Source organism: Lederbergia panacisoli, from assembly GCF_024626525.1.
Lineage (GTDB): Bacteria > Bacillota > Bacilli > Bacillales > Bacillaceae_C > Lederbergia > Lederbergia panacisoli.
The window spans coordinates 20,134-41,104 of record NZ_JANJGU010000022.1; the positions used below are offsets into that span (position 1 = coordinate 20,134).

Sequence of the window (20,971 nt, forward strand, 5' to 3'; positions counted from 1 at the left end):
CTTTCCAAAGATAACCAACATTATTCTTGGCTGGATAAGCACTATATACGTTACAAAATTGTAAGGTTAGAGGATAAATTGTAAGGATAAGTTATGGTTGAGCCTCTCCGTTTCTTTTATGATTAGCTTATAAGATAAACGAGGGATGGATGAAATGGAAAATCATATTGTTTTAGAAGCCGCCAATATAAAAAAGGTTTTTGGGTCAAAGGGAAACATTCATACTGCATTGAATGATATCGAGTTGGATGTATATAAAGGAGAGTTTGTAGGAATTATGGGTCCGTCGGGTGCTGGGAAATCGACTCTATTAAATGTGTTATCAACGATTGACGTCCCCACCTCAGGTGAAATTAAGATTGACGGGAAAAATATTCTCAAATTTAAGGAAGAAGATTTAGCTGATTTTAGAAGAGACAAATTAGGTTTTATTTTTCAGGACTACAACTTAATTGACACTCTAACAGTAAAGGAAAATATTATCCTTCCGCTTTCTTTAGCGAATGTGGCGGCTGAGAAAATTGAGAATAGGATTGCTAAAGTATCTAAAGCGCTTGGTATTGAAGGGATTTTACAATCTTATCCTTATAATATTTCGGGTGGGCAGCAGCAAAGGACGGCAACTGCTAGAGCGATTATTACGAATCCTAGCCTAATTTTTGCGGATGAACCAACAGGGGCGCTCGACTCGAAATCTGCCTATATGCTGCTTGGAACGCTCGCCGAATTAAATGAACAAGAAAAAGCTACCATTTTAATGGTTACTCATGATGCTTATGCGGCAAGCTTCAGCAACCGTGTCTTATTTATAAAGGATGGATCGATTTTTACTGAAATAAGGAAGGGCGACCGCAGCCGCAAGCAATTTTTCGGGCAAATCATCGATATCCTGGCTACCCTTGGGGGAGGTGGGCATCATGACGTTATTTAACCTTGCCAAAAAAAATATAAAACTGAATACAAAGCATTATTTGTTGTATTTTTATCCGATGGTATTCAGCATTGTCATTTACTTCACATTTGTTTCGCTCCAGTACAACAAGCAAATTAACGAATCAGCGACCGCCCTTGGAAAAGTGCAGCCCGCTTTTATGGTTGCATCTGTTTTGCTGTTGCTGTTTTCAGCAATCTTTATCTGGTATTCAAATGACTTTTTCATAAGAAAACGAAAGAAAGAAGTTGCCTTATATTCCTTGTTTGGGATGCGTAAAAAGCAGATTGGTATGCTCCTATTTTATGAAAATCTCATTATGGGAATCGTTGCTCTTGGGATTGGAATGGCGATTGGCATCCTTTTATCTAAGCTTTTTACGATGCTATTGATAAGGTTAATGGGGTTTTCAATCCTCGCTAATTTTGAAATTTCTTATGGAGCAGTCATTCAGACGTTAATCGTTTTTATTGCAATTATTGTAGTGACATCGATTCATAATTACCGGATGATATACCGCTATACATTATTCGAATTGTTAATAGCGGATAAGCAGGGAGAAAAGCAGCTTAAGGTTTCAAAAGCAGCCGCTATAGCGTCTATACTGGCACTTGGAGTCGGATACTATATTTTACTTCAACCAAGTGATTCGGGTATTTATAAGGAATATGGTTTTGGGGCAGTCTTATTTTCCTTGGTAATGATGTTAATGGGCTCATTTCTCTTTATACGTTCTGTATTTGCTGTCCTTTTAGAAAGGATCATGAAGGTAAAAGGGCTATATTTTAAAGGAACAAATTTAATGAGTGTTTCCCACCTTCGTTTTCGAATGAAAGGAAATACCCTTATCTTATCGATGATTGCTTTATTGAGCACATTTACGCTTTTTGTTTTAGGAGCTATTTTTGGTCTGCATCATAATGTAACGGCGATGGCTGAAAATAATTATCCGTTAAGCCTTATGTATACATCGCATAATACGGAAATGGATGAGGCGATCGCTAGACTTATTTCTGATAGTAAAGAGCACGAGATTGTCTTTTCTGATCGTATTGAATATATACAAGTTGAAGGGGATTTCTCTGAAATAGGAAGATGGTCGAATCAGTTTCCAGTTATGCTTTTACCGGAAAAGGAATATCGGCGATTATCTGAAAAAATGGGGAATCGCAGCGAGGACGTTGGAAAAGAGAGAGCCATTGTCTTTAATGACGGAAATATAAATCAAAGTGCCGACATATATACAGGCAAAACGATAACGGTTATGGATCACAAATTTACGATTCAACAATATGAAGAAAAGCCGTTGTTAAATCAAAGTTATTTTGTTTTGCCAATGGTGATCAACGATGCTGACTATGAGGAGTTGAAAGAGCACGCCGCTATAAAAGAATTGCAAGTATATAAAGTGAAAAACGAGAAATCAATGGAAACACTAATGAAGGACATTGAAGAAGTGGTTTTTAGAGATTTCGAAGTTGATCAAGATTCAATGATATTTTCTTCATTTTTTCATGAGTATCAACGGGGAGTGGAAACGTATGGGTTGCTCATTTTCATTGGCGGCTTTTTAGGAATTGTCTTCTTGCTTGCAACAGGCAGCATGCTGCACTACAAACAGCTTACCGAGGCAACTGCTGATCAGGGGCGTTACGGCGTGTTGCGAAAAATTGGCATGAGCCAAAAGCAAATCCGTGCAACGATCGCCAAACAATTATTGCCTGTCTTTTTGCTGCCATTAGTGATGGCTATCCCTAATAGTTCATTCTTGATTTCGGCACTCGCCATTTTTTCAAAAATGAATTTGCTGCTGCCATTTCTGATCACCATCGTCATTTATATGGCCATATATTTAATTTACTATTTGATTACGCTAAGAAAATATACAACGATCGTGAACCAGTAAGTAAATAACATCAAAAAAACTGTAAAATAAAGATCTCAGTGCCTCTATAAGGACGTGATGCAGTCATCACGTCCTTATTTATAGGCAAACTCCCCTCGTAACAGTTCAACTGTTTTTGAAAAGTAAATTGAGGCCTCGGTATAGCTGCCTTCCTTTGAACTTAGGGAGAGTTGATGCCCTAAATTAGCGGCTATTTTGTTAGCTAGGTATAACCCCATTCCAGTTGATGAGGCAACTTGTCTTCCGTTTTTACCTGTAAACCCTTTTTGAAAGACTCTTGGCAAATCCTCGGCGGGAATCCCAATTCCACTATCGCGTACAAGAATTTTCCTTTCACTCTGTAGAACTTGAATCAAAATTACGCCGCCAACAGGTGTGTACTTTAATGAATTAGATAATAATTGATTGAAGATATATAGGAGTCCCTTTTTATCTGTTAAGACTTCCATTGAAGTAAGGTCCAATTGGAGTCTAATTTTTTTCGATAAAAATAACCTTCGATTCCCCTTGATGGCTTCTTTGATGATTTGTCCAACATCAATTTCCTGAATAAAATAATCTTTGCTAAAATCACTCGTTCTATTGTAATAAAGAGCTTGTTCGACTAAATGGTCAATCTTTTCAATTTCCTCTTCTATAGCTTTTGTTATTAGTTCTGTCTCAATCATCATTTTGGAGACGGAGATCGGCGTTTTGATTTCATGAACCCACGATGTCATATACTCGTGCCATTCTTTTTGTTCACTTTGGATTTGTTCGATCTTTCCTTCATATTGTTCCTTATGAATGTTTAATAGTTGGATATATAATTTCTCTTCGGAATTGTGAGTTTGTGAAGGTTCTAAAATATATCCAGTTTCCAATTTCTTTTTTAATTCACGATAGAATCCTTTTTTCTTACGGAAATCAAATAGGAAATAAAACGAAAAAAGTAAGACGAGGATGAGCCATATATATAGCAGATTACTAAAATGAATGCGCACTTGTGGATCTAGCCATATGATGATGGATACAAATACTAATACGAAGAAAAAAGTAAGTAAAAGAAACCGGTTATCACGAAGGTAGTTTCTCCAAGTCATTGTAATAAGTATCCTTGTCGTTTCTTAGTTGTGATGGTATCTTCAACGCCGATTTCCCCAAGCTTTTTCCGCAGCCGATTTACATTCACGGTGAGAGTATTGTCATCGATAAACTGCTCATCTTCCCATAATGCACGCATGATTTCATCCCGAGAAACAATTTGTCCTGCCTTTTTCATTAAAAGGTAAAGAATTTGAAACTCATTTTTTGTAAGGGCGGCCTTTTTACCCCTGGATTCAACGTACGCATTTTGGAGGTTAAGGATAAGCTCACCAACCTCAAGAAAGTCGTTATCCACAATAGAGCTGGACCTTCTTAATACGGCATTCATCTTTGCCACCAACACTTCAAGTGAAAATGGCTTTTGTATATAGTCATCTCCACCCATATTCATCGCAATGACAATATCCATACTTTGTGAGCGCGACGAAATAAAAATGACCGGTACATCTGAAAGCTGACGAATCTTACTGCACCAGTAAAAGCCATCATTTCCAGGGAGGTTGATGTCTAACAGAATGATGTGGGGATTTTCCTTTAACGCGATTTGGTCGATAAGTTCAAAGTCCTCAACCAAAACGGGTTGGAAATTCCATTTTGCTAAATACTGCCCTATTAAACTCCTTAATTTATGATCATCTTCAATAATTAACACTTTGTACATGTTCATCACCCACCTAATTTCAGTATACAAAGGGAGTCAAGAATTGAATAGAGAGCAATCAAAAAAACGATATCAAGAGCATTCAAAGTAAATTAAATAAATACTTCTTGTACAGGATGTAATATTCAACTATAATACAAGGCATAACAAATGGGTTCGGAAGAAGGTTTTTATTAGAAAAAGAATCCTTTTACGAAAAAACTAAGTATAATAGATTTGACATATAAGAGTAGGGGTACATCACAATGATGAAAGAATGGAAAAAGATAATATTACTTGCGATACCGTCGATTGCCTCATTTGCTTCATCGACACTTACGGGAACGATAAACTTGATTCTAGTTGGTCATTTGGGGGCCTTGGCCATCGCTATTGTCGGTGTGACGAATGTTGTCATGTATAATGTTTGGGCGTTGTTTTCGGGGATTGGCCATACTACGAACTATTTAGTGGCCCAAAATTATGGTTCAAACGATATGAAAAAAGGGATAGAGCGAACGTATATCGCTTTTTATCTTTGTATTGCAGCTAGTGCATTTATTTTACTAGTTGGGCTGCTTTTACCTGTAGGAATTTTCAAAGTTTTGGGAAGTTCTGCGGAAATGATCGAACAAGGAAAAAACTATTTGCAAATTCGCTTCCTTGCGATGATATTCGGAACCTTCACATTTGTTTTTCATGGATTTTTACGTGGTATAGGTGATACGAAGACGCCGATGATTAGTACAATCATAGGTGGAGCTTTAATGGTTTTTCTCACATATGGATTAACCTATGGACATTTTGGCTTTCCTGAAATAGGGCTGGTAGGTGCAGGGATTGCCTTTTTTGTAGGAGAGCTTGTGACTTTTCTATTTTGCGCTTATATCTATTTCGTAAAGTTACATCCAAAATATGGTACGCGTGTACGAGTTGCTTTTAACCGGTTGGAATCTAAATTAATCTTTGGTGAAAGTTCAAAGTTAGGAATTCAGGAATTTTCTTTGGCGATGGCGATGTTCGTATTTACAGGATTTGTCACGAGATTAGGGACAGAAGCATTAGCCGCAAATGAAATTGCCTTGAGCGTAATGAGCTTTGGATTTATGCCTGCCTTTGCTTTCGGATCAACTGCCACTATTTTAGTTGGTCAAGAAATTGGAAAAGGGAAACCTCTTAACGGAAGAAGGGCGGGAACAAACACCGCTATTTTAGGGTGTATATTTATTTTATTGCTTGGCGTTATTGAATTCTTCTTTTCGGAACAAGTTGCAAAGATCTATACCCAAGATGCCCAGGTCTTTCATTTGGCAGGTAAACTCATCATGATCTCAGCATTTTTACAAATATTTGATGGATTGTTGAACTTTTATGCTGGGGGTCTTCGTGGAATTGGCGACACTTCATTCCTGCTTAAAATTTCATTAGTATTAGGTTGGTTATTATTTATTCCACTAAGCTATGTATTAACCTTTACACTAAATTTAGGCAGTGTTGGAGCATGGATTGCGCTATATTCGTATTTAATGGTGTTTGGAATTGCCGTGATGATTCGTTTTTATCGAACTGACTGGGATACGGTTAGATTAAAAACGGTCGAAGGTGAAAGCTGATTTTAAGAGCTTAGGAAAACGAGAAATGCCTCGTTGTCTTAAGCCCTTTTTTATTGCTAAATATGTCTTGTACATAATGTATTGCTCAATTATAATACAAGACAATACAAATATATAATTTAGGAGGAAAATGAGGCATGTTAAAGTTTGATGAAACTGTTTTTTTACAACATGTAGAAAAAGAGGGTTTATCCTTTAGAGGTCAAATAGAAGGATTTGTAGATGATATTTGCGAAAAAGGATATAAAAATATTTTTCTTATCGGCGTTGGTGGAACCGTTGCCATGATGTATCCGTATGAATACATATTGAACTCAAATTCTACCATAAATGTATACGCTATCAATGCAGCGGAATTCATGGTTATGAATCATAGACAATTCGGGAAGGATTCCGTGTGTATTTTTACGTCTGAATCGGGTACTACGAAAGAAACAGTGGCAGCGGTGAAGTATTGTAAAGAGAGAGGCGCTACTACATTTGCATTGGTTGCATTCCCGAATACGCCTTTAACAAAGATCGTTGATTACTGTGTCACAACTGGTTCGGAAAAGCATTCATTCGATACTTTCTTTTTGCTTTTATATATGGTAATCTTCCGGTTTATACATAACAACGACGAGTTTCCTCAATATGAGCAATTCACACAGGAAGTCACCCTGCTTCCACGTGCCATTGTTCAGGCTGTACAATCATTTGAAGAAAAAGCGGCGGAATTTGCTGTTAAACATAAGGAAACAGATTATCATATGTTGGTCGGCTCTGGTATCTTGTGGGGGAACACCTATTCATATGCGATGTGTATTTTAGAGGAAATGCAATGGATTCGTACGAAGTCGATTCATGCCGCTGAATTTTTTCATGGAACTCTCGAACTCGTTGAAGAAGATACAAGTGTTATTTTATTCAAAGGGGAAGATGAAACAAGAATGCTTATGGATCGTGTAGAAAAATTCGCTAAAAAAATAACAAAGGAGCTTACAGTTATTGATACTAAAGATTTTGAAATGGAAGGCATCAGTGAAGAATTTAGAAAATATTTCGCTGTCAGTGTCAATTGGGCTGTTATTAATCGGTTCAACTCATATCTTGAACGGGAAAGAAATCATCCCTTAACCCTTAGAAGATATTACAGAAAAATGGACTATTAAAATGTGGAGGGCGTTTAGTACCCTCTTCCACAAGGCGGGAAAAAGATGAGAATCATTACGGTCGGCGATAATTGTATGGATGTCTATCAGCCAAGCGGCAAGGCGTATCCTGGAGGAAATCCTGTAAATGTTGCTGTATTTTTAAAACGGTTAGGAGCTGGTTCAGCTTATATTGGCTGGGTGGGCAGTGATGCATATGGAGAAGTAATGAAAAACAGCATTTCGGAAAAGGGTGTCGACATATCCCATCTTACAAAAAAGGAAGGAAAAACGGCTATTTCTTATGTGGAATTAGTGAACAATGAACGTTGTTTTGGCGATTATGAAGAGGGTGTTATGGCTGACTTCTTTTTAACAAAAGAAGAACTGGAGTTTATTCAAACATATCAACTTATACATGCTGGCATTTACGGACATGTAGAAGGATATTTTCCGCTTTTTAAAGAAAGAGGAGTGTCTACCTCCTTTGATTTCTCTGATAAATTAGACCATCATCTTGTTAAATCATTACCGAAGTTTGTTGATTACTCTTTCTTCTCTTATACGAAAGATGACTCCTTTATCCGCGAATATTTAAAGGAAATAAAAAATCTTGGATCTAGTATTGCTGTTGCCACTTTAGGTGAAAATGGTTCACTAGCCTATGATGGCGAAAACTTTTACACATGTCGTGCGGTTGATTCTGATGTTGTTGATACAATGGGGGCGGGGGATTCCTTTATAGCTGGTTTTATTTCCGGGCGATTAAAAGGGCTGTCCGCTATGGATTGTTTAGAGTTGGGTTCGGAAATGGCAGCAGAAACAATACGATATTTCGGTGCATGGTGACCAGTGTTTCAAGGCAAGGTATAATGGATTAATAATAGAATGATAAGGAAGATTTAGTATGAATTTAAATCCTGCGACTCCTCAACCATTGTATATGCAAATAAGGCAAATGTTGATGAATAATATTCAGAGCGGAACATACAAACCAGATGAACAGATTCCAACTGAGGCTGAACTGTGTGAAATTTATAATGTTAGCCGAATCACGATTCGAAAAGCCATTGAGGAATTGGTAATGGAAGGAGTATTAACTCGAATTCCTAGAAGAGGCACCTTTGTTACAACTAAAAAATTTCAGAATGAATTATTATCGGTTAGTGGATTTTCCGAATTTAGTCATCAGCTGGGGATGATACCTAATTCACGAATATTAAAAAGTGAAGTGATTCCTGCATCAGAAGACATTGCCGGACATCTGGCCATTGAGGTGGGAAGTCCTATTTTGGAACTGGAGAGGCTTATGTATGTAAATGACCGTCCTCTCTTTTATGATATCGCTCATTATTCACTCATTCGTTTTCCTAATTTAGAGAAAAAAATAACAGGGAATGAATCGACTTATAAAATTCTTTCGGAAGATTATCAAACGGATATTGTTAGCAATGATAAAATTATTGACGTAATTGGTGCAACGAAAGAATATGCTCATTTATTTGGATGCGATATTTGCGCAAATCTATTTAGAATAATAAAAATTGCTTATGATGCAAATGACGAACCAGTTCACCTTTCCACTTATATGTGTGAAACGAGCAAAGTAAATTTGACCGTTCATCGGGCGAAGTAGGAAATACGAGCAGCGTTTATATCCAATTTTTTTAAAAAAGTGAAGGTTTTTGCAGCTTTTTATTGAATTATTGAAGTAGAAAATAAAAAGGGGGAAAGAGAATGGAAACATTGAAAAACCCATCTAGCTTTCAAATGAGGGAAAATACAAAGAGTTTCTTACAGATTATTAATATAGAAACTGGTGAGAGAAAAAGTTTGGCTGCATTTGATTATGTAATTGAGGCACCTAATTGGACTCGAGATGACAAGCTTATATACAACAGTGGAGGTCTTTTGCATTCTTTCGACATCCATACTCTTGAAAATAGTGTTATAGATTCAGGGTTTGCTAATTTTTGCAATAACGATCATGTTTTATCTCCGGATGAATCTGAAATTGCAGTAAGTCATCATACGTTGGAAGACCGCCAATCTAGAATTTATATTTTACCACTTGAGGGCGGCAACCCGGTGCTAATTACGCCGATGGCACCTTCGTATTTACACGGTTGGTCACCAGATGGAAAAACATTGGCGTATTGTGCTGAACGGAATGGACAATATGATATTTACACCATTCCAGCAGCTGGGGGAGAAGAAAAGCAGTTAACGAATTTCCCAGGGCTAGATGATGGTCCGGAATATTCACCGGACGGCCAACATATTTGGTTTAACTCGACTCGCTCGGGACTTATGCAAGTATGGCGCATGAATGCAGACGGCAGTGAACAAACGCAGATGACATTTGAAGAAAGCAATAACTGGTTTCCACATGTATCTCCAGATGGCAAAAGTATAGCTTATATTTCTTACCGAAAAGGAGATGTCGAACCAGGTGATCATCCACCGAATAAAGAAGTGGAATTACGTTTAATGGCAAGTTCGGGTGGGGAATCACGTTTGCTAGTAAAACTATTTGGGGGACAGGGAACGATTAATGTGAATTCTTGGTCACCTGATAGTAAGCATCTTGCTTTTGTAAGTTATGAACTTACGTGATTAAGAAAAGAAACTTTTATAAATAAAATTGGAAATTCGGCTGGCTAAAATACTAATTAAAGCGCTTTAAGTGTTACTATATTAATAGATGCATGCTTACCTGTCGAAGGCGGGTCATCCATGTAAAAATACATAATGGGGAGGAAATGGGTATGAAAATTGGTGTATCAAGCTGGAGTTTGAACAAAGAATTTATCGAAAAAGGCATGACGATGGTAGACTTCATTCGTGTCGTTAAAGAGGAATTCGGAGCAGACGCGGTTGAGATGGTTCATTGGATGGTAGGTAAGGTTAGTCCAGAAGGTACAGAGAAAATGAAGTTTGCCCTTGAGCAGTTCAGTAACCCTGACCCTGAAAAAATTCAGCAAGCGATCGGCGGCTTTATGGAAGTCATGGATGAAATGAGCCTCAACAAGCCAGAAAATCTTGAAGATGTGAAGCAAGCACTTGAGAAATACGGCGTGAAGGTGCTCAATATGCCAATCGACTACGGTAATATCTCAGGGTTGGATGAAGAAAAACGCAAATCAGATCTTGAAGTTATTAAATCATGGATCGATATAGCGGCTTACTTAGGAAGTACGGGAGCTAGGGTCAATACTGGACAGCAGCCAGAAGGTGTTTTCGATCTTAGCATAACAGCAGATTCTTATAGAGAACTTGCTGAATATGCAGAAACGAAAGGTGTTGCATTAGTTCTAGAAAACCACGGCGGTATGTCGGCAGACCCGAAAAATATTATAAAGCTTTTTGAAATGGTTGATCATCCGAATTTCAGAGTTTGCCCTGATTTCGGAAACTTTGAACAAGGTATTCGCTACGAAGCGGTTGATATGATTTTTAATGATCCAATCTTAGTGCATGCTAAAACATATGAGTTCAACGAAGACGGAAGCCATGTTCAATTTGACTTTGGAAAGTGCATGGAAATTGCAAAGAAACATAATTATGACGGCTACTACTCAGTAGAATTTGAAGGTCCCGGAAATCAGCGAGAAGGTGTCCAGAAGACCATTGATTTGTTGAAAAAATATAGTTAATTTCTTAAAAAGTCGTCCTTTACCGGGCGACTTTTTATTTTATCCAGAAGTGTCATGTAAATAATATAAATGGTGAATTATGCCGCGTATTCATCATTCTGAAGGGTATAATATAATTATGATGTAAACTAAAAACTTGGATTAAAAAAAGGAGAGTCTATGGTTAAAAAAGAATCGGGATGGAACTTAGACAATAGCTATGCAAAACTGCCGAATTCATTTTATACAAACACCAACCCGACTCCTGTACGCTCACCAAAGTTAATCATCCTTAATTACCCGTTAGCGACCTCTCTCGGTTTCAACATAGAGGAGCTGCAAAGCGATGATGGCGTTGCAATGCTAGCAGGAAATAAAATTCCAGAAGGTGCTGCACCTATTGCACAAGCGTATGCGGGGCATCAATTTGGAAACTTTACGATGCTGGGGGATGGCCGGGCTGTTTTACTTGGAGAGCAAATTACGCCTGAAGGCAAGATGTTTGATATTCAGCTGAAAGGGTCTGGTAGAACCCGCTATTCTCGTGGTGGCGATGGGCGCGCGGCGCTTGGGCCGATGCTGCGTGAGTACATTATTAGTGAAGCGATGCACGCCCTTCGAATTCCTACGACCCAGAGCCTAGCGGTGGTGACAACTGGAGAGGCGGTTATTCGGGAAACGGAGCTTCCAGGTGCTATTCTCACCCGTGTGGCTGCTAGCCATCTTCGGGTCGGGACCTTTGAATACGTCGCGCAGTGGGGAACGGTGGAAGATCTAAGAATATTAGCTGACTATGCGATAGAGCGCCATTATCCAAGTATTGAAGCGGATGAAAGCCGCTATCTTGCATTACTTGACGCTGTAATCAAGCGCCAGGCTGAACTTATTGCAAAGTGGATGCTTGTTGGCTTTATTCACGGTGTGATGAATACCGATAATATGACGATAAGCGGAGAGACAATTGATTATGGACCATGTGCTTTCATGGATACGTATGACCCGGCAACTGTCTTTAGTTCCATTGACATTCAAGGGCGCTACTCCTATGGAAACCAGCCTTATATTGGAGCATGGAATCTCTCGCGATTTGCCGAAACGCTACTGCCGCTATTGGATGAAAATCAAGAGATGGCGATTGAAAAGGCTCAGGAAAAGATTTCAAACTTTAGTACCCTTTATCATTCACATTGGCTTTCTGGTATGAGATCAAAACTTGGGATTTTTAATGAGGATAAAGAGGATGAATCATTAATAAATGATCTCCTCGATATAATGAAGAAGCAACATGCTGACTATACGAATACTTTTCGCGCATTGACATTTGATTCACAGGATGGATGTGTATCCCAAGAATTTACTCAATGGAAAGAGAAATGGCAGGCGAGACTCGAAAGACAACCAGAAACAAGCGATTTAGCAAAAAAGTTAATGAAGAACAATAATCCCTCAGTAATTCCACGGAACCATCGGGTAGAAGAAGCTTTGGAAGCGGCCGTAGAGCGCAGTGACTTTAGCGTGATGGAGCGGCTTCTAGCTATACTTTCAAATCCGTATGAGCATTCGGCTGAACAAGCAGAATATAGCGTAGTGCCCGCTTCGACGACTCCTTATCGAACGTATTGTGGAACATAATGTGCAAAATTGTTAAATGCTGCCTATTTTCTTTTTGGCAGCATTATTTTGTAATTAGGATTTGTGAAGAATCTAGATTAAATGATGATATTTGATTTGGAATTGATGAAATTGAATCGGAATTTAAAAAAAGTCGCGGGCTCGCGACTTTATCTGCTTTTTTTCATAATAAAACATAGATGTCTACCAGCATGTTTATCCTGACGGTATGAGAAGCCATCTTCACTTATATACGTACACGTTCGATCAATCGTGATTTGCGCTTCCGGAATTCCCGCGAGCATGCATTGCTTTTTCACCGTCAACTGATTATCAATGTGATATTTATTAGTCCGTTCATTGTAATACATAAACGCATCGGCATAACCAAGGTCTTTGAATTTCACATATACATCTTCATCGACCTCAAACTTTTCCTGACTTAGTGCAGGGCAGATTTGTACATGAAAACCACTGGGATCACAATCTTCCGCCTGTATTAAATGCTTAAAAACCTTTAACGTAATTTCTTTTACTGTGCCTTGCCATCCGGAATGCACGACACCGACAGCACCAGTACCTTCATGATAAAAAATCACCGGGACGCAATCGGCATTAAAGCTGCATAGTAATAAATTTGGCTCGAATGTGTACAATGCGTCCGTGTCGGGAATAGCAGTTTCTAAACGGTCAGAGCCTCTTCCTTTATCACCAATCATCACCCGATGAAAGTTGGCGCTATGGGTTTGCTTTGCACACACAAAGTTTTCTAAATCACAATTCAAAAATGCGGCCAATTTTTTGCGATTTTCCAATACATTTTCAAGGTTTTCACAGGCATGAAGGGCCATGTTATTGCTTTCAAATTCCACCGGATCCCTTAATGTAATACCCGCTATCATCATTCCGTTATTTTTATAAAGCTTTGTTTTCATATGATCACCACTTTAAGTAATCGATTTGTAAAAATCTCTAAGTAAAAAAGCAACCCATTTGCAATGTGGGTGATTACGAATATTTTCGATTAACCCCTTTACAATAGCCAGACTTGGACTTGGGTTTAAAAGCTGTTCTTTAAGTAATATTAATGAGTCCTTTTCAATGGATTCTTCCATTTCTTCGATTTTTTGATCAATCATTTCGGTAATTTGTTCCTTCGTAACAACCCCATCCAGACCAATATCAAGCAATGTTTTATGCTCATCAGTAATAAATGAGATGGTCATATACTTAGCTAAAATATTTGTTTTTTCCACAAGAGACTCGGCAAGCAGGTGAAAATCGACAGGTATATTTTTAAATAAAAATAGCTCTCCGTACATTTTCATAAACCCTTTAATGCAATAAATCAAATCGTATTTTGAATATTTGACTTCTTCCCCATACAAGCGTTCAATCATGGTTAATATAACTTTTTCGTTTAATTTATCATAGTAGCGCATTTTTAAAATGAATTCTTCATTGAATGTTCGCGTTTGTTCTTTCATAAAAGTCATTGCGAAATCCAAATGTTTATAAAAATAACTATAGGTAGCATAGTAAAAGTCATACAACAAGCTATCATTTTTTGAAGTTTTGACTATATGGTCAATATCTGAAGTGATTTGCATCATAAAATGATCCATTAATGTTAAAATCAATTCGTCTTTTGACCTAAAAGATAGATAAAAAGCTCCTTTAGATATGCCGCAATAATCTGTTATTTGTTGAACTGATGTCGATTCAAATCCTTGTTTGGCAAACAGTTCCAATGCTTTTTCCATAATTAATTGTTTTTTAATCATGTTTATTTTTTTCGCTCCTATATTCCATTGTTGACAAGTGACTGATTAGTCATTACTATAAGTAAATAGGCGTAAAAAGTCAATAGTGCATGATGTAGCATTCATTAAAAAATGGGGGTAGAGGACAGCAGTGAAAGGTTTAGTCAATTTTGTACTTAAAAACAAATTAGCCGTTTGGTTATTAACGATCATTATTACTGTATCTGGAATTTACGCAGGAACACGTATGAAAACGGAGACGATCCCAGATATAACGATTCCATATTTAATGGTAACGGGAGTATATCCTGGAGCAACTCCTGAACAAGTTATGGAAGATGTTTCTATGCCTTTAGAGAAAGCGGCGGAAAACTTAGAAGATGTCAAAGCCGTCTATTCTAATTCTTATTCTAACATGGCAAGTATCCAAGTGGAATATGAATATGGCATCGATATGGATGAGGCGAAGCGAGCATTACAATCTGCATTAGATGCAGTAAAATTGCCAGAAGACGCGCAGAAGCCTAGCATTACAGCGATTAGTATGAATATGATGCCGGTCGTTGCACTAAGTGTAAGTAGTGATAAAGAAGATATCGTTGAATTAACTTCTACAGTAGAAGATATTTTACTGCCCAAAATTCAAAAAATCGAAGGCGTTGCATCAGCAACAGTCACAGGGCAACACATTGAAGAAGTAGAGCTTATTTATATTAAAGAAGAAATGGAAAAACTCGGTCTAACAGAAGATTCAGTGAAGCAAATGATTCAAGCGAGTGACCTATCTGTTTCTTTGGGCCTTTATGAGTTTGAAGAAGGCGAACAAGCAGTTGCAATCGATGGGAAATTCATGACCGCTGATGAATTAAAGAACATGCTTATACCTGTTACGCCTTCAGAAACAAATCCATCTCCATTTGTAAAGCTTAGCGAAATTGCAAAAGTTGAGGAAGTCGGTAAAGTAGAATCGGTTTCTCGTACAAATGGTAAAGAAGCGATTGCCATTCAAATTGTAAAAGGTCAACAAGCAAACACGGTAGATGTCGTAAACAGTGTGAAAAAGTTAATTAAAGATGAAAAGGCAAAAATTGATGGCCTGATCATTGATGTATCACTTGACCAAGGCAAGCCAATCGAAGACTCCATTAAAACGATGGTTGAAAAAGCGTTATTTGGTGGATTAATTGCCGTGTTAATTATCCTCCTATTCTTGCGTGATTTTAAATCGACTGTGATATCAATCGTGTCCATCCCAGTTTCTATTTTTATGGCTTTAATGATTCTGAACTGGATGGATATAACACTCAATATGATGACACTAGGAGCGGTAACGGTAGCCATTGGCCGTGTTATCGATGACTCGATTGTCGTCGTGGAAAATATATATCGAAGGCTGCATTTGAAAGAAGAGAAATTAACGGGGCGAGCACTCATCCGTGAGGCAACACTTGAAATGTTCAAGCCGATTGCATCCTCTACGATCGTAACAGTTGCCGTTTTTGCACCACTCATTTTTGTAGGTGGAATGGTCGGCGAGTTATTCATGCCATTCGCATTGACGATGACGTTTGCGCTAGGAGCTTCGCTATTAGTAGCGATCACTATCGTTCCTGCATTATCTCATTTCTTATTTAAGAAAAAATTATATGGTAAGAAGACTAATAAGAGTCATAAAGAAGCAGGAAAATTAGCGAATTCATACAAAGGTATCCTTAATTGGACGTTAAACCATAAAGCTATTACCTCTATTATTTCAATTTTGTTATTAGTTGGCAGCTTATGTTTAACACCGCTTATTGGATTTAGCTTTATGGGCAGTGAAGAAGAAAAAGTTATGTACTTAACTTACACACCAGGAACAGGCGAGTTAAAAGATGAAACATTAGAAAACGTGAAAGCTGTAGAGCAGGAAATGTTAGAACGTGATGATATTGATATCGTTCAATTATCTATCACAAATAGCGGCGATCCAATGGCTGCGATGATGGGTGGAGGCGGAAATGGTGCATTAATGTACTTAATCTTTGACCCTGATATGAAGAATTTCTCTGAAGTTCGCAAAGAAGTTGAGGACTATGTATTCAATATGGATCAATCAGGCGAATGGAAAAGCCAAGACTTTACGTCTATGGGAATGTCGTCAAGTGAAGTCAGCTATACTTTTTACAGCGAAGACTTGGATAAACTAAATGAAGCAGTAAAAATGGTAGAAGCTGAGATGAAGGAAAGCGACGGTTTAGAAGACGTTAAGTCTAGTACAGAGGATCCGTATGTAGAATATACATTTAAAGTAGAGCAAGATGAGTTGCTGCAATATGGCTTAACAACAGGTCAAATTGTGATGATGTTAAGTCCGAATAAAGCACAAGATGTTTTAACGACGGTTAAAAAAGACGGCGACATATTAAATGTAATTGTTCAGCAGGAGCAAAAGGAACAACCAAAATCAATTGACGATATTTTAAAAACAGAAGTACCGACAGCGCTAGGCACAACAATGCCACTTTCCGATCTTGTTAAAGTAGAGAAGGGTACTACCTTGAACACTCTTGCACGCAGCAAAGGTGAATACTATGCAACGGTTTCAGGAAAGGTCATCGGCAGTGATGTTTCAAAAGCATCTTCTGAAATGGATAAAGCAATTGATAAACTGGATTTACCTAAAGGTGTTACGGTTGATGTAGCAGGTGTGGCGGCAGATATGGCTGAGACATTTACACAGCTTGGTGTAGCGATGCTAGCGGCAATCGCGATCGTATACTTCATCCTTGTTGTTACATTCGGTGAAGGAACAGCTCCATTTGCGATTTTGTTCTCATTGCCATTTGCGGTCATTGGCTCGTTTGTCGGGCTATGGATTGCCGGCGAAACGATATCCGTATCGGTTATGATGGGACTCCTCATGTTAATTGGGATTATTGTAACGAATGCAATCGTACTCGTGGACCGGATTGTTCGAATGGAACGCGGAGGCATGAATATGCGCGAAGCCATATTAGAAGCGGGCTCTACCCGTCTACGTCCAATCCTTATGACAGCCATCGCAACAATTGGTGCCTTAATTCCATTAGCGATTGGCGCAGAAGGCGGAGGCGGTATGATCTCAAAAGGGCTTGCTATTACGGTTATTGGCGGTTTAACAAGCTCGACGCTATTGACGCTTATTATCGTACCGATTGTGTATGAAATACTATCGAAGATGCTTAAGAAAAACCGTAAAGAAATAGAAGAGAATTAAGGAAAAGCCCTGCAAGGAGTTAATCTTTGCAGGGCTTTTTGGTTAAAGAATTCTTCGAATGCGAACACTCGAAGAATTTTTATTACTGTTAACCTTTTAAAATATCATCAATCACTGCAAGTTCTTCTTCACTAAAATCTAAGTTGTTTAATGCAGCAACATTATCTTCAATTTGACTTACACGGCTAGCACCAATGAGGGCTGATGTCACACGTCCACCGCGAAGCACCCATGCGAGGGACATTTGCGCAAGTGTTTGTCCTCTTTCGGCGGCAAGGTCATTTAACTTTCTAACCTTTTGAACTACTTCTTCTGTAACCTGGTTCTCATTTAACGCACCTGTTGAACTAGCGGCACGTGAATCCTTCGGAATGCCACCTAAATATTTATTCGTTAACAAACCTTGCTGTAATGGGCAGAAGGCAATCGATCCAACTCCACTTTCATCAAGGACATCTTGCAACCCATCTTCAATCCAACGGTTTAACATAGAGTAGCTTGGTTGATGAATTAACAATGGCGTTCCTAAATCATTTAGAATTCTAACGGCTTCCGCTGTTTGCTCTGGCGAATAGCTTGAAATTCCGACATATAAAGCTTTACCTTGACGAACGATTTGGTCAAGGGCACCCATCGTTTCTTCCAAAGGTGTGTTTGGATCTGGACGGTGAGAATAGAAAATATCAACATAGTCTAATCCCATGCGTTTCAAGCTTTGGTCTAGACTTGCAATCAAATATTTTTTCGAGCCCCATTCACCGTATGGGCCATTCCACATCCAATAGCCCGCTTTTGTAGAAATGACCATTTCATCACGGTACGGTTTGAAATCCGTCGCAAGCATTTCGCCAAACATTGTTTCAGCTGATCCTGCTGGTGGTCCATAGTTATTTGCAAGGTCAAAATGTGTGATCCCTAAATCAAAAGCTCTTCTAAGCATCGCGCGGCCATTTTCATATGTATCGACACCGCCAAAGTTATGCCATAGACCTAGTGAAATGGCAGGAAGCAAAAGTCCTGAATTCCCTGTTCGATTGTATTTCATAGTGTCATATCGTTTGTCATTTGCTAAGTACACCATAATTTATTCTCCTTTTAATTAAGATTTAGAGATTTACATAATTTCTCCATGCATGGACTGGCTCCCAATTTAATAGTTTTTTAGCTTTTTCATTACTAAAAAGTGTTTCAAAACCAGTTATTTCTTTCTTAAACTCTTTTACATTAGGAAAAACTTGCTCCATCAACTGTTTACTTTCAATATCCATACTTGTTTCATTGTTTGCGATATTTAATGCCACGGATCCAAGTCCATCGGTTTCAACAGCAAGTCGATACGCTGTTGCCGCATCCCTGGCATCAATATAGCTCCATACAATGGTTTTACGTTGCTCGGGATCATGGATAAAGCTTGGGAAGTTTTTATACATTTCTGGAGTAATGACATTTCCTAAACGCATGGAAACGACTTGCATCCCTGTTCTGCGATGAATCATGTCTGCTGTTTCTTCATTCACAATTTTTGATAATCCGTAGCTATCTTCCGGCAACTGCGGGTGTTCCTCATCGATTGGCACATATTTCGGCTCTAGTGAATTCCTTGAAAAAACGATGCCATAGGATGACTCACTTGAAGTAATAACGGCCTTTTTAATACCTAAATTACCAGCAGCTTCTAAAATATTATACGTAGACATGACGTTATTGCGGAATGTCACTTCATTCGGATGGGAATAAGCGACTGGGATAGCAGCAAGGTGAACAACCGCGTCCGCCCCAACTAAAACCCCATGTACTTCTCCGAGGTTTGTCAAATCAGTAATGATGGTTCGACAAAGCTCCTCTTTCGGCTTTTTTACATCCGCATTTACAACTTCATATCTATGGTTTAAAAACTCTTTTATCACTGATGGTCCTAATAGACCACTTCCACCTGTAATGACCACTTTCGGCATGTTGTAATCACCTCTCTATTGGCTGTGGGTAAAAACGCTTACTCACTTCGAAGTATATGCTTACATATTATTTAATACAAGTACTGAAATAATTTTGATATAATAAAAGATAGGTTAATTACTATAATATTTATAGTAACTATTTGCTGTTAAGGGAGATGAAGTTATGCAAGAAGCAATAGAAGAATTAGTCGTGGAATGCTCGATTGAAAAGGCATTGAACGTGATTGGCGGCAAGTGGTCCTTTCTTATTTTAAAACAGCTATTTGAAGGAACGAAACGCTTCGGTGAAATCCAGAAATCAATTCCGAAAATAAGCCCAAAGGCATTAACGGATACGTTGCGCCACTTGGAAGAAAATGAAGTGCTCATTCGTAAGGTTACCCCAACGGTTCCTATAACGGTTGAATATTCCTTGACGGAGAAAGGGCAAGCGCTGCATAAGATATTAAAAGAAATGAAAATTTGGGGATCGCAGTGGACGTAGATTAGTAAAACTAAGTAATTAACATATAGAGTGTGTTAAAGAGGAAAGCGTAGAGTATAGCTGTCGCATATAAAGGCTCTACGCTTATTTTGTATTCTTTTAACTAATCTTAAAAAGTCACCTTATCCGGATCTGACCCGAACCGGTGGTTTTTATTCAATTGATCAATTACCTTCATATCATCCTCTGATAGAGTAAAGTCAAAAATATTAGCATTTTCATGAATGCGTTCTTTGTGTACAGATTTAGGTATTGTCACTACTTCATTTTGAAGATCCCAGCGAAGGATGATTTGAGCTGGCGTTTTTTCATGTTTTTCGGCTAGCTCGGCAAGTTGTGGCAAATCTAAATTTCCTTGCATAAGTGGTGACCATGCTTCCAATTGAATTCCTGCATTCCTGCAATATTGACGAAGCTCCTGTTGATTGAGCAAAGGATGAAATTCTACTTGGTTCACTGCAGGGATCACATCACTGTTTTGTTTAAGAGTTTCTAAGTGATGAATATTGAAGTTACTAACACCGATAGCGCGAATATACCCGTCTTTTTGAAGTTTTTCAAAAGCCTTCCAAGTTTCTACGAACTTTGTTTTTCCCGGCCAGTGAATTAAGTATAGATCGATATATTCAAGGCCTAGTTTGCGGCGGCTTTCTTCAAAAGCTTGTAACGTAGATTCGTATCCTTGATCAGAGTTTGCTAGTTTTGTTGTGATGAATAGTTCCTCGCGGGCAATCCCGCTTTGCTTGATTGCAGTTCCGACCCCGGTTTCATTCCGATACCCAGCCGCTGTATCAATCGAACGGTAACCTGCCTCTAATGCATATTTAACAGAATTGATGACTTCGTCGCCATCTTCTACTTGGAAGACACCAAGTCCAAGCCACGGCATATGTACGCCATTGTTTAAAACTGTAAAATTCTTGATATTTTGAATAGTCACTTGTATTCCTCCTCATCAAGTAATCCCTTTCATTGT

At 38.4% G+C, this 20,971-nt stretch carries 18 protein-coding genes; 11 read left to right on the plus strand and 7 right to left on the minus strand.

What is annotated here, in order from left to right; all coding sequences use genetic code 11:
- Positions 1-154: 154 nt before the first annotated feature.
- Positions 155-931, plus strand: a complete 777-nt coding sequence (locus NQ185_RS18745; protein WP_257583587.1) for an ABC transporter ATP-binding protein — start codon at positions 155-157, stop codon at positions 929-931.
- Positions 918-2,837 carry an ABC transporter permease gene (locus tag NQ185_RS18750; RefSeq protein ID WP_257583588.1) on the plus strand — a complete coding sequence of 640 codons (1,920 nt, stop codon included), beginning with the start codon at positions 918-920 and terminating at the stop codon, positions 2,835-2,837. Before NQ185_RS18745 ends, NQ185_RS18750 begins: the two co-directional genes overlap by 14 nt.
- Before the next feature lie 74 nt (positions 2,838-2,911).
- Here NQ185_RS18750 and NQ185_RS18755 read toward each other — a convergent pair whose 3' ends face one another.
- The gene (locus NQ185_RS18755) at positions 2,912-3,919 is read right to left on the minus strand and encodes a sensor histidine kinase (RefSeq protein WP_257583589.1); all 1,008 of its coding nucleotides are present in this window, start codon (positions 3,917-3,919) and stop codon (positions 2,912-2,914) included.
- Positions 3,916-4,584: a response regulator transcription factor gene (locus NQ185_RS18760; RefSeq protein WP_257583590.1), complete on the minus strand. Its 669-nt coding sequence runs from the start codon at positions 4,582-4,584 to the stop codon at positions 3,916-3,918. The genes NQ185_RS18755 and NQ185_RS18760 overlap by 4 nt, the downstream gene beginning before the upstream one ends.
- Before the next feature lie 245 nt (positions 4,585-4,829).
- On the opposite strand from NQ185_RS18760, the gene NQ185_RS18765 reads away from it, so the two are divergent.
- The 7 genes from NQ185_RS18765 (at position 4,830) to NQ185_RS18795 (ending at position 12,573) form a co-directional block, all read left to right on the plus strand.
- Positions 4,830-6,176 carry an MATE family efflux transporter gene (locus NQ185_RS18765; protein ID WP_257583591.1) on the plus strand — a complete coding sequence of 449 codons (1,347 nt, stop codon included), beginning with the start codon at positions 4,830-4,832 and terminating at the stop codon, positions 6,174-6,176.
- Positions 6,177-6,313: 137 nt separating this feature from the next.
- Positions 6,314-7,327 carry an SIS domain-containing protein gene (locus tag NQ185_RS18770; RefSeq protein ID WP_257583592.1) on the plus strand — a complete coding sequence of 338 codons (1,014 nt, stop codon included), beginning with the start codon at positions 6,314-6,316 and terminating at the stop codon, positions 7,325-7,327.
- 45 nt (positions 7,328-7,372) lie between these two features.
- A complete protein-coding gene (gene frlD, locus NQ185_RS18775) occupies positions 7,373-8,155 on the plus strand; it encodes a fructoselysine 6-kinase (RefSeq protein WP_257583593.1) in 783 nt (260 codons plus the stop codon).
- 58 nt (positions 8,156-8,213) lie between these two features.
- Positions 8,214-8,942: a GntR family transcriptional regulator gene (locus NQ185_RS18780; RefSeq protein ID WP_257583595.1), complete on the plus strand. Its 729-nt coding sequence runs from the start codon at positions 8,214-8,216 to the stop codon at positions 8,940-8,942.
- Positions 8,943-9,043: 101 nt separating this feature from the next.
- Positions 9,044-9,922, plus strand: a complete 879-nt coding sequence (locus NQ185_RS18785) for a TolB family protein (protein WP_257583596.1) — start codon at positions 9,044-9,046, stop codon at positions 9,920-9,922.
- Between the two features lie 152 nt (positions 9,923-10,074).
- Positions 10,075-10,962 (plus strand): sugar phosphate isomerase/epimerase family protein, encoded by an 888-nt coding sequence (locus tag NQ185_RS18790; protein WP_257583598.1) that lies wholly within the window; start codon positions 10,075-10,077, stop codon positions 10,960-10,962.
- Positions 10,963-11,121: 159 nt separating this feature from the next.
- Positions 11,122-12,573: a protein adenylyltransferase SelO gene (locus tag NQ185_RS18795; protein WP_257583599.1), complete on the plus strand. Its 1,452-nt coding sequence runs from the start codon at positions 11,122-11,124 to the stop codon at positions 12,571-12,573.
- A 149-nt stretch (positions 12,574-12,722) separates the two neighbouring features.
- On the opposite strand, the gene pgeF is transcribed toward NQ185_RS18795, so the two are convergent.
- Together pgeF and NQ185_RS18805 are read right to left on the minus strand one after the other, a co-directional pair.
- Positions 12,723-13,487, minus strand: a complete 765-nt coding sequence (gene pgeF, locus NQ185_RS18800; protein WP_257583600.1) for a peptidoglycan editing factor PgeF — start codon at positions 13,485-13,487, stop codon at positions 12,723-12,725.
- A gap of 12 nt (positions 13,488-13,499) precedes the next feature.
- On the minus strand, positions 13,500-14,336 hold the full coding sequence (locus tag NQ185_RS18805; protein WP_257583601.1) for a TetR/AcrR family transcriptional regulator: 837 nt from the start codon (positions 14,334-14,336) through the stop codon (positions 13,500-13,502).
- Between the two features lie 130 nt (positions 14,337-14,466).
- On the opposite strand from NQ185_RS18805, the gene NQ185_RS18810 reads away from it, so the two are divergent.
- Positions 14,467-17,553: an efflux RND transporter permease subunit gene (locus tag NQ185_RS18810; protein WP_257583602.1), complete on the plus strand. Its 3,087-nt coding sequence runs from the start codon at positions 14,467-14,469 to the stop codon at positions 17,551-17,553.
- An 88-nt stretch (positions 17,554-17,641) separates the two neighbouring features.
- Here the strand turns inward: NQ185_RS18810 and mgrA are convergent, their stop codons facing one another.
- Together mgrA and NQ185_RS18820 are read right to left on the minus strand one after the other, a co-directional pair.
- The gene (mgrA, locus tag NQ185_RS18815; protein ID WP_257583603.1) at positions 17,642-18,634 is read right to left on the minus strand and encodes an L-glyceraldehyde 3-phosphate reductase; all 993 of its coding nucleotides are present in this window, start codon (positions 18,632-18,634) and stop codon (positions 17,642-17,644) included.
- Positions 18,635-18,659: 25 nt separating this feature from the next.
- Positions 18,660-19,508: an NAD-dependent epimerase/dehydratase family protein gene (locus NQ185_RS18820; protein WP_257583604.1), complete on the minus strand. Its 849-nt coding sequence runs from the start codon at positions 19,506-19,508 to the stop codon at positions 18,660-18,662.
- A 166-nt stretch (positions 19,509-19,674) separates the two neighbouring features.
- Between NQ185_RS18820 and NQ185_RS18825 the strand changes: the two genes are divergently transcribed.
- Positions 19,675-19,995: a winged helix-turn-helix transcriptional regulator gene (locus tag NQ185_RS18825; protein ID WP_257583605.1), complete on the plus strand. Its 321-nt coding sequence runs from the start codon at positions 19,675-19,677 to the stop codon at positions 19,993-19,995.
- 109 nt (positions 19,996-20,104) lie between these two features.
- Here the strand turns inward: NQ185_RS18825 and NQ185_RS18830 are convergent, their stop codons facing one another.
- Positions 20,105-20,884, minus strand: a complete 780-nt coding sequence (locus tag NQ185_RS18830; protein WP_257583622.1) for an aldo/keto reductase — start codon at positions 20,882-20,884, stop codon at positions 20,105-20,107.
- Positions 20,885-20,971 lie beyond the last annotated feature (87 nt).

Coding starts and splice junctions, on each gene's coding strand:
- NQ185_RS18745 (WP_257583587.1), top strand. CDS start 155: ATGGAAAATCATATTGTTTTAGAAGCCGCCAATATAAAAAAGGTTTTT.
- NQ185_RS18750 (WP_257583588.1), top strand. CDS start 918: ATGACGTTATTTAACCTTGCCAAAAAAAATATAAAACTGAATACAAAG.
- NQ185_RS18755 (WP_257583589.1), bottom strand. CDS start 3,919: ATGACTTGGAGAAACTACCTTCGTGATAACCGGTTTCTTTTACTTACT.
- NQ185_RS18760 (WP_257583590.1), bottom strand. CDS start 4,584: ATGTACAAAGTGTTAATTATTGAAGATGATCATAAATTAAGGAGTTTA.
- NQ185_RS18765 (WP_257583591.1), top strand. CDS start 4,830: ATGATGAAAGAATGGAAAAAGATAATATTACTTGCGATACCGTCGATT.
- NQ185_RS18770 (WP_257583592.1), top strand. CDS start 6,314: ATGTTAAAGTTTGATGAAACTGTTTTTTTACAACATGTAGAAAAAGAG.
- frlD (WP_257583593.1), top strand. CDS start 7,373: ATGAGAATCATTACGGTCGGCGATAATTGTATGGATGTCTATCAGCCA.
- NQ185_RS18780 (WP_257583595.1), top strand. CDS start 8,214: ATGAATTTAAATCCTGCGACTCCTCAACCATTGTATATGCAAATAAGG.
- NQ185_RS18785 (WP_257583596.1), top strand. CDS start 9,044: ATGGAAACATTGAAAAACCCATCTAGCTTTCAAATGAGGGAAAATACA.
- NQ185_RS18790 (WP_257583598.1), top strand. CDS start 10,075: ATGAAAATTGGTGTATCAAGCTGGAGTTTGAACAAAGAATTTATCGAA.
- NQ185_RS18795 (WP_257583599.1), top strand. CDS start 11,122: ATGGTTAAAAAAGAATCGGGATGGAACTTAGACAATAGCTATGCAAAA.
- pgeF (WP_257583600.1), bottom strand. CDS start 13,487: ATGAAAACAAAGCTTTATAAAAATAACGGAATGATGATAGCGGGTATT.
- NQ185_RS18805 (WP_257583601.1), bottom strand. CDS start 14,336: ATGATTAAAAAACAATTAATTATGGAAAAAGCATTGGAACTGTTTGCC.
- mgrA (WP_257583603.1), bottom strand. CDS start 18,634: ATGGTGTACTTAGCAAATGACAAACGATATGACACTATGAAATACAAT.
- NQ185_RS18820 (WP_257583604.1), bottom strand. CDS start 19,508: ATGCCGAAAGTGGTCATTACAGGTGGAAGTGGTCTATTAGGACCATCA.
- NQ185_RS18825 (WP_257583605.1), top strand. CDS start 19,675: ATGCAAGAAGCAATAGAAGAATTAGTCGTGGAATGCTCGATTGAAAAG.
- NQ185_RS18830 (WP_257583622.1), bottom strand. CDS start 20,884: ATGCCGTGGCTTGGACTTGGTGTCTTCCAAGTAGAAGATGGCGACGAA.